Genomic DNA, 14,843 nt, shown 5'->3' with positions numbered 1-14,843 from the left:
ATCAGGCGCCGGACAGCGTGGTCCAGCCTCGTTTCAATTTCGCCTTGAGGGCTTGCCTGCGTGTCAACTTCGGCGGCGCGGGATCTTCATCTTCGGGCAGACGCAGGCCAACCACGTTGACGCGTCCGCCACCAAGACTGCGCGCGACAAGATCGATGCTGTCGATCGGCAAGGCGGCGCCAACGGTCGGCGCATGATCGAGATGGATATCGAAATAATCCGCCAGCGTCAGCGATGCCTGGGCTGGATCGACGGCGATGCCGTAGATCGCCGCAAGATCGCCGAGAGTGATTTCGCCAGACACCATGAAATCACCAAGCAGATGCGGGTCCGGCGCTGTACTCGGCGGCATGTCGACAAAGAAGCGATCCAGCGCCTCCGCCTTTTCCGGTGGCGCCAACAGATAGATGTAATCGCCGGCCGTAACAGGCTCGGCCTCCGCCGGCGTCAGGATGCGCTCATCGCGAATGACCAGCGTCGGCTTCGACCACGACGGAATGAGGTTGCGCTTCAGGTAGAGGCTCTTCGGGCGCACGGCATAGCCGACCAATTGCTGTTCGAGCTGACCTGGCAAATCGAGTTCGATGCGGCGCGGCCCCCTGTCGGTGCGCGGCAGAGCGACATGCAGCTTCCGGGCGGCAAAAGCCAGCGTCCATCCCTGGAACAGCAGCGAGATGATCACGACCACGAAAGCGACGTCGAAATACAGCGACGCCTTGGGCAGACCAACCAGCATCGGGATCGAGGCGAGGAAGATTGCGACGGCACCGCGCAGGCCGACCCACGAAACGAACATCTTTTCGCGCCAGTTGAAGCGGAAGGGCTGCAAACACAGGAAGACCGCAACCGGGCGCGCCACGAACATCAGAACCAGGGCAACGCCGACCGCCGGAATGATGCTGCCCACCAGCCGCTCCGGCGACACCAGAAGACCGAGCATCACGAACATCACGATTTGCGCCAGCCACGTCGCAGCGTCGAGGAACGTCACCACGGAATTATGCGCCCGTGTCGGACGATTGCCGATGATGATGCCGGCAAGATAGACCGCCAGAAAGCCCGAGGCGTGAGCGATCTGGGCCAGCCCGAAGATCACCAAAGCCGCGGTGCAGACGAAAGGCGCATGCAACCCCTGCGGCAACGCCACGCGATTCATGGCCAGGACAACCAGCCGGCCACCGACGACGCCAATCAGGGTGCCCAGCACGGCTTCCTGAACAAATTCCATTGCCACGTGACCGGCAGAGGCGTCCCCCAGCGACAGAAGCTTGACCAGCGTCAGGGTCAGAAAGACGGCGAACGGATCGTTCGTTCCGGACTCAACTTCCAGCGTCGCGCCAACCCTCGGCCTAAGGCGTAGGCCTTGCGCGTGGACCAGCAGAAAAACAGCCGCCGCGTCAGTGGAAGCCACCACCGCGCCAGTTAGCAGCGCCTGGGTCCAGTTCAGGTCGAGGGCATATTTGGCGACCGGTGCCGTGATCAACGCCGTCAACAACACGCCAATCGTGGCCAGCACCATCGACGGGGCCAGCACCGCGCGAATGGCCTGAAATCGTGTCTTCAACCCACCGTCGAAGAGGATCAGCGCGAGTGCAACCGAGCCGACCACATAGGTTGTATGGACATCGTCAAACCGCAGTCCGCCGGGGCCCGCTTCGCCGGCCACCATGCCGATAAACAGGAAGAACAGCAGTAAGGGCGCGCCGAAGCGAAGCGCGAGCAGGCTGGACAGGATGCCGGCCATGACCAGAACTGCGCCGAGAAGGATGGCAATGCTGACGGAATCAAGTGACGCCATGAGGCTCCGAGGCCGGAAATACTTGTAAATCCATGCTTATCGTCGTCATCCCGAGACGCCAAACGTTTTCTGCGTGATATCTATTTGCAGGTATATTTCTCGGAAATTGCCCAAGGCAGAAGCTCCACTCAATGGCGTCGACGTGGTGCTTGTGTGAATCTCTACCCATCCGAATCAAATACGCCGTCCAGCGATGATTCCACACCACACGATACATTCACGACAACGAGAGCTGCGCGATGCTTGACCTGACCGACACCCACGAATTCGTGCTGGCAACCGCACGATCGTTCGGCGCCGAGGTAACCTCGCCGTGGTTCTATTTGCAGCTCGGACTTATGATGGCCGGCGGCGGCATTGCCTTCGCCATCGGGGCCGCAATCCGCTCGCGGGTCGATATGACCTCGCTGGCGATGGGCTGGCCGGCGCCGCTGCGCATGTTCATGCGCATTCTCGTCGGCAGCGCGGCCACTGCGGCCTTTGCGATCCTGATGACCCTCGACCGCGTGATCATGCTGAGCGTGACATGGCCCAGCCGCAGCTATTTGCTGTCAGTGGCCGCGAAGCTTGCACTCGCGTGGCTAGTGATCCGGCTTGTCACCAGCGTGATCCGTAACGAATTCCTAGTCCGGCTGGTGTCGATCTCGGCCTGGTTCGTGGCGGCCCTCAGCATTGTCGGCCAGTTGCAGCCGACCATCACCATGCTGGATGCGAACGGGATCGACCTCGGCGGCCTCCGGTTGACCCCGCTACTCTTGATCAAGCTCGGCGTCTTGCTCGCGGTAGCGCTATGGCTCTCGAACATCGCCAGCAATTTTCTCGAAGGACGCATCAGGCAATCCCATGACCTCACGCCCTCGATCCAGGTCCTGCTGATCAAGCTAGTGCGTCTGCTCTTGATGGTGTTCGCCGTCGCTCTCGTCATGGGTGCGGTCGGCATCAACCTCTCGGCGCTCGCCGTGTTCTCCGGTGCAGTCGGTGTCGGTATCGGTTTCGGCCTGCAGAAAATCGTCGCCAATTTCATCAGCGGCGTGATCCTGCTGGCGGACAAATCGGTGAAACCCGGCGATCTCGTCACCATCGGGGACAGCTCCGGCCGCATCAGTGCGATGAATACGCGCTACATCTCGGTCGCCGCGGGCGACGGCCGCGAGTTCCTGATCCCCAACGAGGACCTCATTACCCAGAAGGTGGTGAACTGGACTTATACGGACAAGGACACGCTGGTGAAGGTCAATTTCAGCGCCAATTACGATGCGGATCCGCGCGTCGTCTGCAAGCTGGCTATCGACGTCGCAACGGCATCGCCACGGGCCAATACGGCCAAGACGCCGAACTGCATCCTCACTGAATTCGCCGAAGCCGGCATGAAATTCTCGCTGACCTTCTGGATCGACTCGCCCGACGGCATGGATGCCGTGAAGAGCGAGGTGATGCTGGGACTGTGGGATGCCTTCAAGCGTGAGGGCATCCGCGTGCCCTATCCGGTCCGCGAGCTGAAGATCCGTGGCGGTGCACTACCGGTCGAAACCATTGTCGAAGTCGCATCCGGTCCGGAGTAGTTCCGATGAAGCTACAGGCCGATCTGGTTCCGGCGACGCTGCTGCGGCGCTACAAGCGCTTCCTTGCCGATGTCGAGCTCGCCGATGGCAGCATGATCACCGCCCATGTCGCCAATCCCGGCGCGATGCTCGGCCTGCAGGCGCCGGGCGCGCGGGTCTGGCTGTCGAAGTCGCCGAGCAAGACCCGCAAGCTGCCTTACTCGTGGGAGCTGATCGAAGCCGACTTCGGCAATGGCCCGGAGCTGGTCGGCGTCAATACAATGCACCCCAATGCCATCGTCGCCGAGGCTCTGGCCGCCAACGCAATCCCCGAACTTACCGGCTACGACATCATCCGCCGCGAGGTGAAATATGGTGCGGCATCGCGGGTGGATTTCGTGCTGGAACACCCGTCGCGGCCGCCCTGCTATGTCGAGGTCAAGAACGTCCACATGATGCGCCAGCCGGGACTGGCAGAGTTCCCGGATTCCGTTACCGCGCGTGGCGCCCGCCATCTGGACGAACTGGCCGCTATGGTCGCTACGGGTGCACGGGCCATAATGCTGTTCGTGGTCCAGATCGGCTCGTCCACGGCTTTTGCGCTGGCGCGGGATATCGACCCGGCCTATGGCAGCGCCTTCGACAAAGCCTGCACCGCGGGCGTCGAAGCCGTCGCCTATACCTGCCGGATCGACCACGGCAGCATCGTTTTGGCCGGCCGAGTGCCGATTCAGCTATGAATATGGCTGGCGTGGGGACCGAGCAATGAGGTCCTGGAGAGGCTGCTTTGGCTTGCGCTGACGGCCCCAGCCATTAAATTGGGGCCTCAAATCACGCATTCCCGTCGCATCCTGCCTGGCAAGATCACCTGATGAGCTACGTCGAAGCCTCCGAAACCTCCCAGCGCAAAACCGGTCAGATCAAGCTGCATGGTCCCGCCGCTTTTGCTGGCATGCGCAAGGCCGGCGCGCTGGTGTCGCAGTGTCTCGACGAGCTGACCGATCTGGTGAAGCCGGGCGTGCTGACCTCGGCGATCGACGACTTCGTCCGCGAATTCGCCTTCAGCCATGGCGCCTTTCCGGCCACGCTGATGTATCGCGGTTATCGCTATTCGACCTGCACGTCGATCAATCACGTGGTCTGCCACGGCATGCCCGGCGACCGCGCGCTGAAGGAAGGCGACATTGTCAATGTCGACGTCACCTTCATCGTCGAGGGCTGGTATGGCGATTCCAGCCGCATGTATGGCGTCGGCGAACTCGCCCGCAAGGCGGAGCGACTGGTCGAGGTCACCTATGAATCGCTGATGCGCGGCATCGCCGTGGTCAAGCCGGGCAATACCACCGGCGACATCGGCCATGCGATCCAGAGCTTCGTCGAACCGCAGCAGATGAGTGTGGTGCGCGACTTCTGCGGCCATGGCCTCGGCCGCATGTTCCATGACGAGCCGAACATCATCCATGTCGGCCGCCCCGGCGAAGGCGTGACCTTGCGCCCCGGCATGTTCTTCACCATCGAGCCGATGATCAATCTCGGCAAGCCACATGTGAAGGTTCTGTCCGACGGCTGGACCGCCGTGACCCGCGACCGGTCGCTGTCGGCGCAGTTCGAGCACACCGTCGGCGTGACGGCGACCGGCGTCGAGATTTTCACGCTGTCCAAGCGGCATAACGAACAGCCGCCCGCGCCCGTCGCCTAAACTTCAAATCGCCACACGACAGCGAACACTTTCTGGTTGCAAATGCAGCCGGGCACGGCATGCTCGCGGATAATGTCCATGCGAGCGTTTGCGCCACATGCCCGTTAGCCCCATCGATCCGACTGTGCCGCCGGGTCTTGCCGAAGCGCCGCATTATCATGGCCATCGGGAGCGACTGCGTGAGCGCTTTCGCAGCGTCGGCGCCGATGCGCTGAGCGACTACGAACTGCTGGAAATGGTGCTGTTCCGTGCGCTGCCGCGCAGGGATGTGAAGCCGCTGGCGAAATCGCTGATCACCAAGTTCGGCTCCTTTGCCGAAACCGTGCATGCCCCGGACACGCGGCTGCGCGAAATCGGCGGCCTCGGCGAAGCCGCCATCACCGAGATCAAACTGATCGCTGCTGCCACCACCCGCGTTGCCAAGGGGCAATTGAAACAGCGCACCGCATTGTCGTCATGGGCCACGGTGATCGACTATTGCCGCACGGCCATGGCCTTCGCCGACAAGGAGCAGTTCCGCATTCTGTTCCTGGACAAGCGCAACCAGTTGATCTCGGACGAGGTCCAGCAGGTCGGCACCGTCGATCACACACCGGTCTATCCGCGTGAGGTCGTGAAGCGCGCGCTCGAACTGTCAGCGACGGCCATTATCATGGTGCACAATCATCCTTCCGGCGACCCGACACCGTCGCAGGCCGATGTGCAGATGACCAAGGCGGTGATCGATGTCGCCGCCCCGCTCGGCATCGCGGTACATGATCACATCATCGTCGGCAAGCACGGCCATGCCAGCCTTAAGGGGCTGAAGCTGATCTAAGGCCAATCAGAACACTTAGTTTTTGATGGTTTTGACGTATTCTTCTGCTGCTCGAATGCCGCTCTTTGCCTTGAGTGTTAAAGCAGTTGTCCGCGGCTTCCATTCGGACACCAGTTTTTCTGCGTTCTTGAGTTCTTGTTCGGACAACAGTGCAGCCATCTCATTCACATTTTTCGCGGGCGCCAGCTTCGAGAGTTTGAAATACGCATATGACAAAGACAGATCCTTTGGCGCTCCTTTTCCGGCGGAATACAAACGGGACAAACCAAAGAGGGCACCGGGATATCCCTGATCACCCGCCCTCTTCCACCACTTGAGCGCTTCTTCCGAATTTCCTCGCTTGTCATACAGATTCGCGACATCGTGCTGGGCAAGCGCGTAGCCGGCTTCGGCAGAAACAAGCTTGTATTTTAAAGCTTGATCCGTGTCAGACTCCACGATGCCTGCGCCTTGCCCGTCATAGTAACAACCAAGCTTGTAGGCTCCCAACGGGTCGTTCGACGCAGCTGATTTTTGAAACCACTCAAAGGCCTGCCTACGATCCTGTTGCGTGCCAATGCCATTATTGTACATCATGCCCACATGGTATTGCGCCTCTGCATCTCCCTTTTTCGCCAATGCTACCATTACATTAAAGGTGTCTGCGTCATTTGCGTTGGCGGGCATTGAGAAGAATAAAAGGCACGAAAAAGCCAAGGCGAAAAATTTCATCTCACCCTCCAATCGGGTTTGAACCAATTCATCTTGGTAACGCGCAGCGGAAATAGGTTCGAAGAAGCTGATTTGAACCAGACGGATTGATGCGTAGCGCGCAATCCAGGCAACGACCTCTCCTCGTCGTCCCCGCAAAAGCGGGCGCGGAGCGACCTCCTACTGCCGCAGCAGGATGAGCGGGTCGGCACTATCCGGCACGCGGCGCCACTGAGCGTTGTCGTCGGCTTCGAAATGCCAAGTCTCGCCCGATGCCGACATCATCAGCAATTCGCCCCGTTCGAGGCGCCACTGTTTGGGATTGAAATTCGCCACCAGGGGTTCACAGCGCGGCTTCAGGAAGACGGCGAAATTATCCTGGGTCGTCTCGGTATTGGTCAGCGTCAAACCGCAGACCACGCGGCCGCTGCCGCGCACCATGGACCAGTCGCCGATCATCTGGTCCATCGACTTGGTCAGCGAGCGGGCTGCAGCGAGATTCTGCAGGATATAGACGCCTTCGCCGGTACGAATGCCTTCAAAGATGCCGCTCTCGACCTCGGTGAAATCGATCACGGCTTCGCCCGTCGGATTCTGCAGCCGAACGATATCGAGCCCCTTGGTGTTCCAGGCTGCGATATCCTTGGTGAAAGGCAGCGCCTTCGCGCAATCCGGTTCGAGTTCGAGCTTCAGCCCCTGTGGCGACGTGTCGTTCTTCAGCGTCACCACGCAGGTCTTGCTGCGCTCGGTGGTAGAGAGCTCCCACTGCCCGATCATGTTTTTCCGAAGGGTGGCAGCATCCTGGGCTCGCGCCGGGGCGCCGGCGAGCATCGCGCCGGCAACTGCCAGCGCAAAATATCGACAGCGCCCCGACGCGTGTCTCACGATCAGCGTCCCTTTATCGGCGTTTCCGCAATCGGCGTCGTCGGCGCCTTGCCGGCGAACCAGAGTTTGAGGTTGTCGACCACAAGCTGATCCATCGCGTTGCGCGTCACCACCGACGCCGAGCCGACATGCGGCAGCAGCACGACGTTCTGCATCGACTTCAGCTCGTCCGGCACCTTGGGCTCCTGCGCAAACACGTCGAGGCCCGCGGCCAGAATGGTGCCCGATTTGAGCGCCGCAATCAGTGCAGGCTCATCGATCACCGAACCGCGTGCGATATTGATGATGATACCGCGCGGACCGAGCGCCTGCATGACTTCCGCGTTGACGAGATTGGCCGTCGACGGTCCGCCCGGCGTAATAACGATCAGCGTATCCACCGCCTTCGCCATCTCGATCAGGTTCGGATAGTGCTTGTGCGAGACGCCCGCGGCGGGATTGCGCGAGTGATAGACCACCGGCACCAGCGAGGCGTCGAGACGGCGCGCGATGGCTTGACCGATGCGGCCCATGCCCACCATGCCGACCTTGCGATCACGCAGCGAGCCGACCGTGAGCGGATAAGGCTGTGTCAGCCACAGGCCTGAACGGACATATTTATCAGCCTTGATGAATTCGCGGGCAGTGGCGATGAACAGGCCGAGCGCCGTATCGGCGACTTCCTCGGTCAGCACATCCGGCGTGTTGGTAACGAGGATGTTGTTCTCGGCAGCATATTTCGCGTCGATGTGATCGTAGCCGACGCCGAACGAGGAGATGATCTCGACCTTGGGATATTTCGCCAGCACGGCGCTGTTGGTCGGCACCAGACCGGTCACGGCAATGCCACGGATTTTCTCGGCGACACCCGCCGGCAGCCGTTCGAGATCGTGCTGGGTTTCATATTTATGCAATACGAACTGATCCGAGAAACCGTTATTGATCAGCGGCTTCGTCGGTCCATAGATCAGCAGGTCGATTTTGTCCGAAGAGATTCCCGTCCCCATTATTTTTCCTTTCGCAGTGCACTCTCATGCCAGCGCCGCAACACAATGTGGGATACCAGCGCGAGCAGCATATAAATCACAATCCCCGCAACGGACAGCAACAATAACGCCGCGAACATTCGGGGAATATTGAGGCGATAGCTGGATTCCGAAATGCGATAGGCGAGGCCTGAACCCGCGCCGGCGGCACCCGCGGCGATTTCCGCCGCCACCGCGCCGATCAGCGACAATCCGCCGGCAATGCGCAATCCGCCAAGTATGAATGGCAGTGCCGCCGGAAACTTCAGATAGCGCAGCACCTGCCAGCGCGATGCGCGGTAGAGCTGGAATAGCCCGGCCAGATTGCGATCTACCGAATTGAGACCGAGCGTCGTATTGGCCAACACGGGGAAGAACGCCACGATCCAGGCGCAGACAACAACGGCCGTCTGCTGCGGCAGATAGATCAGCATCAAGGGCGCAATGGCGATGACGGGTGTCACCTGCAGCACGATGGCATAGGGCAGCAGCGAATATTCCAGCCATTTGGACTGGTTGAACAACAGAGCCAATGCGATGCCGCCGATGGCTGCGGCGATGAAGCCTTCGAGCGCGGTCAGAAGCGTCACGCCGAGGGATTCAGACAGAACCGGCCAGTCGGCGATCAGCGTCTTGAAAACAAGTAAGGGGCCGGGCAGCAGATAGGGCGGGATTTCGCCGATCCGGACGACGAGATCCCACAAAACGATTCCGGCGACGAACACGACCACCGGCCAGACGATGCGCTGCCACGGCATGCTGCTGCCGGGCATTGCCGAACCGCGATCGACTGTGGGCAATGGCTCCAGCCCTTTCATGCCCGCGCCTTTGTCTCGTTGAATGCCGCGTCACTGGCCGCCATCAGTGCTTGCGAAACATCGCGGCAATAGCCGGCATAAGCCATCGAGGTGCGAAACGCGTCGTCGCGCGGTTCAGAGGATTCGATATGGCATTCGGCGCTGACGCGACCTGGCCGCGACGTCATCACCACAACGCGCTGCGACAGATAAACCGACTCGAACACCGAATGAGTGACGAAGATGACCGTCTTGCCGAGTTCGCGCCATAGCGCCAGCAGGTCGTTGTTGAGCCGGAAGCGCGTGATCTCGTCGAGCGCCGCAAAGGGCTCGTCCATCAGCAGGATATCCGGCTCGGTCACCAGCGCGCGGGCCAGCGACGCCCGCATCTTCATGCCACCCGATAATTCGCGCGGATAGGCTCCGGCGAAGTCCGCGAGACCGACCTGTGCGAGCACCTCATCCACTCGCGCCGTCGACTGCGCATCCGGCATATGTGCCAGCTTCAGCGGCAGTCGCACATTCTCCCGGATCGTGCTCCATGGCATCAGCGTCGGCTCCTGGAACACGAAACCGATGGCGTGACCGCTGCTCTGCGCAGCGATATCTAAAGTGCCCGCTGACGGCGCGATCAGGCCTGCAATCAGGCGGAGTGCAGTAGATTTGCCGCAGCCGGACGAGCCCAACAGCGAGACGAACTCGCCCTTGCGAATATCGAGATCAAGCGGCCCCAGCGCCACGGTGCCGTTGTCATAGACCTTCGTGACACCGCGCAGGCGCACGGCGGTGGGTGCATCGCTCAACAAGGCAGGGTCGGCCATCTGCCGGGCTACTTCTTCGGCCGGAGATCGAGACCGACACCCTTGTTGATGAACTGCAGCGTATAGGCCTTGCGATAGTCGATGTCGCGCTTGACCACGCCTGCGCGTGACATCTTGTCGAAGAAGCTGGCAACACGCGCTTCGCTCATGGCGCCGATACCGTCTTTGAGCGCATCACCTGAGTCGACGATGCCGTATTCCTTCATCTTGGCGATGGAATAGGCCAGCAGGTCATCGGTCATTTCCGGGTTGAGCTTCTTGATGACTTCATTGGCGGCTTTGTTGTCGCCATAGAGATAGTTGTACCAGCCGATCATCGAGGCATCGACGAAACGCTGGACAAGGTCCGGCTTCTTATCGACCCATTCGCGGCGCGTTTCGATCAAGGTCGAATAGCCATCGAAACCGTAATCCGCGAGCAGCATCACGGTTGGCTTGAAATTGGCTTGCTTCTCGACCACGAACGGCTCGGACGTAACATAGCCCTGCATCGCACTGTTCTTGTCGACGATGAAAGGCTGCGCATTATAGGTGTAAGGCTTGACCTTGGACGCGCTGAAGCCAAGCTCGGATCGCATCCATTGGAAATAGCCGGCGACGCCCTCCTTCGAGATCAGCAGCGTCATCGGCTTGAGATCTTCGAGCTTGGTCACCTTGGGATTGGGATGCGCCAGAAAGACCTGCGGGTCCTTCTGGAAGATCGCGGCGACAGCGACCACCGGCACATTATTGGCGACGGCATCGAAGGATTGCAGCGTGTTCGCGCTCATGAAGAAGTCGAGCTTGCCCGAGATCAACAGGATGCGGTTGTTCACGTTCGGGCCGCCCGGCACGATGGTGACGTCGAGGCCGTAATTCTTGTAGGTGCCATCCGCGACCGCCTGGAAGAAGCCGCCATGTTCAGCCTCGGCCACCCAGTTGGTTCCGAAACTGACCTTGTCGAGCCTGGTTTCCGCTGTGGCGGGCGACCGCGCGGCCATCACGGCCAGTGCGCCAATGGTTAACGCGCGCAGCAGGGATATCGGGCTCATATTGGACTCCGTCGACCGTTATGGCCCATGATAGGAAGCAATCTGCTGCCAGACTACCCTGCAAAATAGACCAAAGAAACGCACCTCGATGACTGCCAACATGCCGCCCCGCGACTGGACTGACATTCGCTGGCCCGACATCGCCCAGAGCGATCCGGCCTCCTGGATTGCAGTGCTGCCATTGGCCGCGACCGAGCAGCACGGACCGCATCTGCCCCTCGGCACCGACGTCATGATTGCGGAGGCTTATCTTGCAGAGGTCCAGCGCCTGCTGCCTGCCGATAATCCGGCGACATTTCTGCCGCTTCAACCTGTGGGCATTTCAACCGAGCATCTCGCCTTTCCCGGTACGCTGACCCTGCCGACCGAGATCGCATTGCAGACCTGGACCGCGATCGGCGAAAGCGTCGCGCGCGCCGGCGTTCAGAAACTCGTGATCGTCACCAGCCACGGCGGCAACAGTGCAGCAATGACGCTCGCGGCGCAGGACCTGCGCGCCGAATACGGCATGCTGGTCGCCACCACTGGATGGAATCGATTCGGCACACCGGATGGCCTGTTCACTGACGCAGAGTTACGTCACGGGATTCATGGCGGTGCTATCGAGACATCGATCATGCTGGCGCGCTATCCGCAGCATGTGCGCAACGACAAGATCGCAAATTTCGCATCGTCAGCGATTGCGATGGAGAAGAACTATCGCTGGCTCTCCGCAAGCCGGCCCGCGCCATTCGCGTGGCAGGCCGAAGACCTCCATCCCAGCGGCGCGATCGGCGACGCCACGCAGGCATCAGCCGACAAGGGCGAGAAACTGCTGGCACACGGCGCAAAAGCATTCTGCGAACTGCTCGCGGACATGCATCGCTTCGACGTGACAGCGTTTGATCGCGAACCGGATGCCGGCGCGTGAGATGTGGTTAACCGTGGATTGCGCGATTCACGCGACGACATATTCCACGCGGATGACGACACAATCCTGAAACCAAATAGTTCGACCGGGTCTCGAACCCGATCCGTTTGGGCTCCGACTGATTGGCATGCAGGCCACGATGGCTGCACTTCAACAGGATGGAGTTATCCCATGTCGATCAAGTCCAAGATTGCTGCTTTCGCTCTCGTTGCTCTCACCGCTGCCGGCACCGTGGCATCGTCCCAGCAGGCTCAGGCCAAGGGCCCGGGCATCGGCTTCGGTATCGCTGCCGGTGTAGTCGGCGCCGCAGTCGTCGGCAGCGCCATTGCCGCCAATAACGGCTACTACGGTTACGGATATCGCTGCGGTTGGGTCCGCCAGTATGACGGCTACGGCAACTATGTCGGCCGCGTCCGGACCTGCAACTACTAATCTCTTGATCGACTGACGTGGATTTGCGTCCGACACGGGCGCCTCATCCACCCCGTGTCGCACCAGACCCGCTCGGTTGCCCCCCCGAGCGGGTCATTTTTTGCGCTCGCCAAATGCCTTTCGAGCCGTGCCGGCCAGCTGCTGTTATCCAACCGTCATGATCGGCTGCCACTGAAACATGCTTCTCCAGTTGCTTCTTGCTATTGCGAATTAGTTGCAATTATAGTCGGGGAGTCGACGGGTTGCTCATTCTGTTTCGTTTGTCTCACGACGACCCTCGATACCCCCAACATTATGGGCGAATCGACTATTTTTGTGGAATATCAAACGGTTCGTCGCATGATCGGCGGCGACCTAAAGCGAGAAATGACGGCCGCATGAAGTACCCCGACCGATCGCGAGTATTGTCGTGAAGCGCGTTTTGGCCGGTTTTGCGCTGGGCGCATTGGCATTCGATGGCTCTGCGATCGCGGCCGATATTTCGCCCGGCATGGCGCTGAAAGCGCCCCGCCTGGTTTACGACTGGACCGGTTTTTATCTCGGCGGTCACATCGGCTATGGCGGCGGCAGCTTTGGTCCCGGCAGCAATCCGCTGCCCGCGCAGGGCGTTTTCCTGCCGCCTTCGCCGACCGGCCTGATCGGCGGCTACCAGATCGGCTACAACAGGCAGCTCAGCAACAACGTCGTGCTGGGCTTCGAGGCCGACGCCATGTTCAGCAGTCCGCAGGACGCAGCGCGGTTGATGCCAGCGCCTTTCCATACGACCTTCGACTATTTTGCGACCGCACGCGGCCGCATCGGCTACGCCTTCGGTGCGTTGATGCCGTACGTCACCGGTGGCGTGGCGTGGGGACGCACCAAACTCAATCTCAATGATGCCGACGGCGACCTCATATCATCGGCGACCCGCACCCATTTCGGCTGGACCGCCGGCGCGGGCGTCGAATTTGCCGTTGGCGGCAACTGGACCGCGAAGGCCGAATACGCCTATCTCGATTTGATGCGGCAGACCTATGACCTCGGCAATGCCGGACTGCCGAATGTGAGCGTTGATCCGAATATTCACACCGTCAAAGTCGGCTTGAATTATCGGCTGTGGGACACGCCGCCGTGGTTGCCGTCAGCCCCCATCACCGGCAAGACTGTGCTGCCGGAATCGACAGACTGGAACGTTCACGCCCAGACCACTTTCATCGCATCCGCCTATCCGCGGATTCGCTCGCCTTATGAAGGCACCAACAGCCTTCCCGGCGGCGGCCAAGGGCGCGAGACCTTTACGACGACCGCGTTTCTCGGCTGGCGACTGTGGCAAGGCGGTGAGCTCTATCTCAATCCCGAGCTCGCGCAGGGCTTCGGCCTCAACTCAACGCTCGGCCTCGCCGGCTTCCCCAATGGCGAAGCACAAAAGGGCGGCGCGCCGTTTCCGCGCTTTCGCATGCAGCGCTATTACTTCCGCCAGACACTTGGCCTTGGCGGTGAACAGGAAGACGTCCCCGACGCCGCCAATCAATTGGCCGGCAAGCGCGATATCGACCGTATCACGCTCACGGTCGGACGCTTCGCGGTGGGTGATTTCTTCGATGGCAACTCCTACGCCAAGGATCCGCGCGCCGATTTCATGAACTGGGCGATGTGGTCATCGGCCGCTTACGACTTTCCAGCCGACCTGCCGGGCTTCACCCGCGGCGCCGTCGTTGAACTGAATCGCAAGGACTGGGCGATCCGGGCCGGCCTGTTTCAGGTGCCGGCGCAGCCCAACAACGACGTCCTGACGTTCAAGACTGGCGGTGCAGTCGTCGAATTCGAGGAGCGTCACCAGATCTTCGACCAACCCGGCAAGCTACGCGTCGGCGCCTTCATCAATCGTGGAAATACCGGCAGCTATCGCGGCGCACTGGCGATCGAGGCCAATGATCCCACGCTCGATATCAACGATGTGATGTCCTCGATCCGCCGCGCGAACGACAAATACGGCTTCTACGTGAACGGCGAGCAGCAGGTTGCCACCGACGTCGGCATCTTTGGGCGCGTCAGCTGGAACGATGGCCAGAACGAGATCCTGTCCTTCACCGATATCGACCGCAGCGTCTCTGCCGGCGTCTCGATCAAGGGTAGCCATTGGGGCCGCGCCAATGACACGATCGGCCTTGGCGGCGCGATCAACGGCCTGTCCGCTGCGCATCGCGACTTTCTCGCCGCCGGCGGCAACGGATTGCTGATCGGCGACGGACGGCTGAATTACGGCACCGAGCGCATTCTCGAAACCTATTACGCCTATGCCATCGACAAGAACTTCACCCTCACGGCCGACTACCAACTGATTGTGAACCCTGCCTACAACAAGGATCGCGGGCCGGTCTCGATCTTCTCAGGCCGATTGCACGGCGAGTTCTAGGGCATTTTCGAGCGAAGTGGACA

The 14,843-nt window shown here is 60.6% G+C and carries 14 protein-coding genes; 7 read left to right on the top strand and 7 right to left on the bottom strand.

The window, feature by feature from the left end; all coding sequences use genetic code 11:
* Position 1: 1 nt before the first annotated feature.
* Positions 2-1,798, bottom strand: a complete 1,797-nt coding sequence (locus AB8A50_RS24195; protein WP_093759886.1) for a potassium/proton antiporter — start codon at positions 1,796-1,798, stop codon at positions 2-4.
* Between the two features lie 239 nt (positions 1,799-2,037).
* Here AB8A50_RS24195 and AB8A50_RS24190 point away from each other — a divergent pair, with 239 nt between their 5' ends.
* From AB8A50_RS24190 to radC, 4 genes are all read left to right on the top strand, one after another.
* Positions 2,038-3,360: a mechanosensitive ion channel family protein gene (locus AB8A50_RS24190; RefSeq protein WP_175368541.1), complete on the top strand. Its 1,323-nt coding sequence runs from the start codon at positions 2,038-2,040 to the stop codon at positions 3,358-3,360.
* A 5-nt stretch (positions 3,361-3,365) separates the two neighbouring features.
* Positions 3,366-4,079, top strand: a complete 714-nt coding sequence (sfsA, locus tag AB8A50_RS24185; RefSeq protein WP_439079159.1) for a DNA/RNA nuclease SfsA — start codon at positions 3,366-3,368, stop codon at positions 4,077-4,079.
* A 131-nt stretch (positions 4,080-4,210) separates the two neighbouring features.
* Entirely contained in the window at positions 4,211-5,038 is an 828-nt protein-coding gene (map, locus tag AB8A50_RS24180) for a type I methionyl aminopeptidase (protein WP_439056996.1), read from the top strand.
* Positions 5,039-5,135: 97 nt separating this feature from the next.
* Positions 5,136-5,855 carry a RadC family protein gene (radC, locus tag AB8A50_RS24175; protein WP_439079158.1) on the top strand — a complete coding sequence of 240 codons (720 nt, stop codon included), beginning with the start codon at positions 5,136-5,138 and terminating at the stop codon, positions 5,853-5,855.
* 15 nt (positions 5,856-5,870) lie between these two features.
* On the opposite strand, the gene AB8A50_RS24170 is transcribed toward radC, so the two are convergent.
* The 6 genes from AB8A50_RS24170 to AB8A50_RS24145 all read right to left on the bottom strand — a co-directional run bounded on the left by AB8A50_RS24170 (position 5,871) and on the right by AB8A50_RS24145 (position 11,083).
* Positions 5,871-6,566, bottom strand: a complete 696-nt coding sequence (locus AB8A50_RS24170; RefSeq protein WP_439079157.1) for a tetratricopeptide repeat protein — start codon at positions 6,564-6,566, stop codon at positions 5,871-5,873.
* 159 nt (positions 6,567-6,725) lie between these two features.
* On the bottom strand, positions 6,726-7,376 hold the full coding sequence (locus AB8A50_RS24165) for an AprI/Inh family metalloprotease inhibitor (protein ID WP_439080026.1): 651 nt from the start codon (positions 7,374-7,376) through the stop codon (positions 6,726-6,728).
* Positions 7,377-7,432: 56 nt separating this feature from the next.
* Positions 7,433-8,416, bottom strand: coding sequence for a 2-hydroxyacid dehydrogenase (locus tag AB8A50_RS24160; protein ID WP_089266316.1), 984 nt, complete (start codon positions 8,414-8,416; stop codon positions 7,433-7,435).
* A complete protein-coding gene (locus AB8A50_RS24155) occupies positions 8,416-9,207 on the bottom strand; it encodes an ABC transporter permease (protein WP_439080025.1) in 792 nt (263 codons plus the stop codon). Before AB8A50_RS24155 ends, AB8A50_RS24160 begins: the two co-directional genes overlap by 1 nt.
* 41 nt (positions 9,208-9,248) lie before the next feature.
* The gene (locus AB8A50_RS24150; RefSeq protein WP_439079156.1) at positions 9,249-10,052 is read right to left on the bottom strand and encodes an ABC transporter ATP-binding protein; all 804 of its coding nucleotides are present in this window, start codon (positions 10,050-10,052) and stop codon (positions 9,249-9,251) included.
* 8 nt (positions 10,053-10,060) lie between these two features.
* The gene (locus tag AB8A50_RS24145; RefSeq protein WP_439079155.1) at positions 10,061-11,083 is read right to left on the bottom strand and encodes an ABC transporter substrate-binding protein; all 1,023 of its coding nucleotides are present in this window, start codon (positions 11,081-11,083) and stop codon (positions 10,061-10,063) included.
* A gap of 88 nt (positions 11,084-11,171) precedes the next feature.
* On the opposite strand from AB8A50_RS24145, the gene AB8A50_RS24140 reads away from it, so the two are divergent.
* The 3 genes from AB8A50_RS24140 to AB8A50_RS24130 all read left to right on the top strand — a co-directional run bounded on the left by AB8A50_RS24140 (position 11,172) and on the right by AB8A50_RS24130 (position 14,820).
* Positions 11,172-11,993: a creatininase family protein gene (locus tag AB8A50_RS24140; RefSeq protein ID WP_439079154.1), complete on the top strand. Its 822-nt coding sequence runs from the start codon at positions 11,172-11,174 to the stop codon at positions 11,991-11,993.
* Positions 11,994-12,164: 171 nt separating this feature from the next.
* Positions 12,165-12,425, top strand: a complete 261-nt coding sequence (locus AB8A50_RS24135) for a hypothetical protein (RefSeq protein WP_089266312.1) — start codon at positions 12,165-12,167, stop codon at positions 12,423-12,425.
* 409 nt (positions 12,426-12,834) lie between these two features.
* Positions 12,835-14,820 carry a carbohydrate porin gene (locus AB8A50_RS24130; RefSeq protein ID WP_439079153.1) on the top strand — a complete coding sequence of 662 codons (1,986 nt, stop codon included), beginning with the start codon at positions 12,835-12,837 and terminating at the stop codon, positions 14,818-14,820.
* Positions 14,821-14,843 lie beyond the last annotated feature (23 nt).

Origin of the sequence: Tardiphaga sp. 841_E9_N1_2, assembly GCF_051811065.1 — a bacterium.
In the GTDB taxonomy this organism is placed as follows: domain Bacteria; phylum Pseudomonadota; class Alphaproteobacteria; order Rhizobiales; family Xanthobacteraceae; genus Tardiphaga; species Tardiphaga robiniae.
Note: the sequence above shows the minus strand (reverse complement) of the source record. Positions and strands in the feature narration are given on the sequence as shown.

Excerpts from the sequence above, each read along its gene's own strand:
- AB8A50_RS24195 (WP_093759886.1), bottom strand. The coding sequence starts at position 1,798 with ATGGCGTCACTTGATTCCGTCAGCATTGCCATCCTTCTCGGCGCAGTT.
- AB8A50_RS24190 (WP_175368541.1), top strand. The coding sequence starts at position 2,038 with ATGCTTGACCTGACCGACACCCACGAATTCGTGCTGGCAACCGCACGA.
- sfsA (WP_439079159.1), top strand. The coding sequence starts at position 3,366 with ATGAAGCTACAGGCCGATCTGGTTCCGGCGACGCTGCTGCGGCGCTAC.
- map (WP_439056996.1), top strand. The coding sequence starts at position 4,211 with ATGAGCTACGTCGAAGCCTCCGAAACCTCCCAGCGCAAAACCGGTCAG.
- radC (WP_439079158.1), top strand. The coding sequence starts at position 5,136 with ATGCCCGTTAGCCCCATCGATCCGACTGTGCCGCCGGGTCTTGCCGAA.
- AB8A50_RS24170 (WP_439079157.1), bottom strand. The coding sequence starts at position 6,566 with ATGAAATTTTTCGCCTTGGCTTTTTCGTGCCTTTTATTCTTCTCAATG.
- AB8A50_RS24165 (WP_439080026.1), bottom strand. The coding sequence starts at position 7,376 with ATGCTCGCCGGCGCCCCGGCGCGAGCCCAGGATGCTGCCACCCTTCGG.
- AB8A50_RS24160 (WP_089266316.1), bottom strand. The coding sequence starts at position 8,416 with ATGGGGACGGGAATCTCTTCGGACAAAATCGACCTGCTGATCTATGGA.
- AB8A50_RS24155 (WP_439080025.1), bottom strand. The coding sequence starts at position 9,207 with ATGCCCGGCAGCAGCATGCCGTGGCAGCGCATCGTCTGGCCGGTGGTC.
- AB8A50_RS24150 (WP_439079156.1), bottom strand. The coding sequence starts at position 10,052 with ATGGCCGACCCTGCCTTGTTGAGCGATGCACCCACCGCCGTGCGCCTG.
- AB8A50_RS24145 (WP_439079155.1), bottom strand. The coding sequence starts at position 11,083 with ATGAGCCCGATATCCCTGCTGCGCGCGTTAACCATTGGCGCACTGGCC.
- AB8A50_RS24140 (WP_439079154.1), top strand. The coding sequence starts at position 11,172 with ATGACTGCCAACATGCCGCCCCGCGACTGGACTGACATTCGCTGGCCC.
- AB8A50_RS24135 (WP_089266312.1), top strand. The coding sequence starts at position 12,165 with ATGTCGATCAAGTCCAAGATTGCTGCTTTCGCTCTCGTTGCTCTCACC.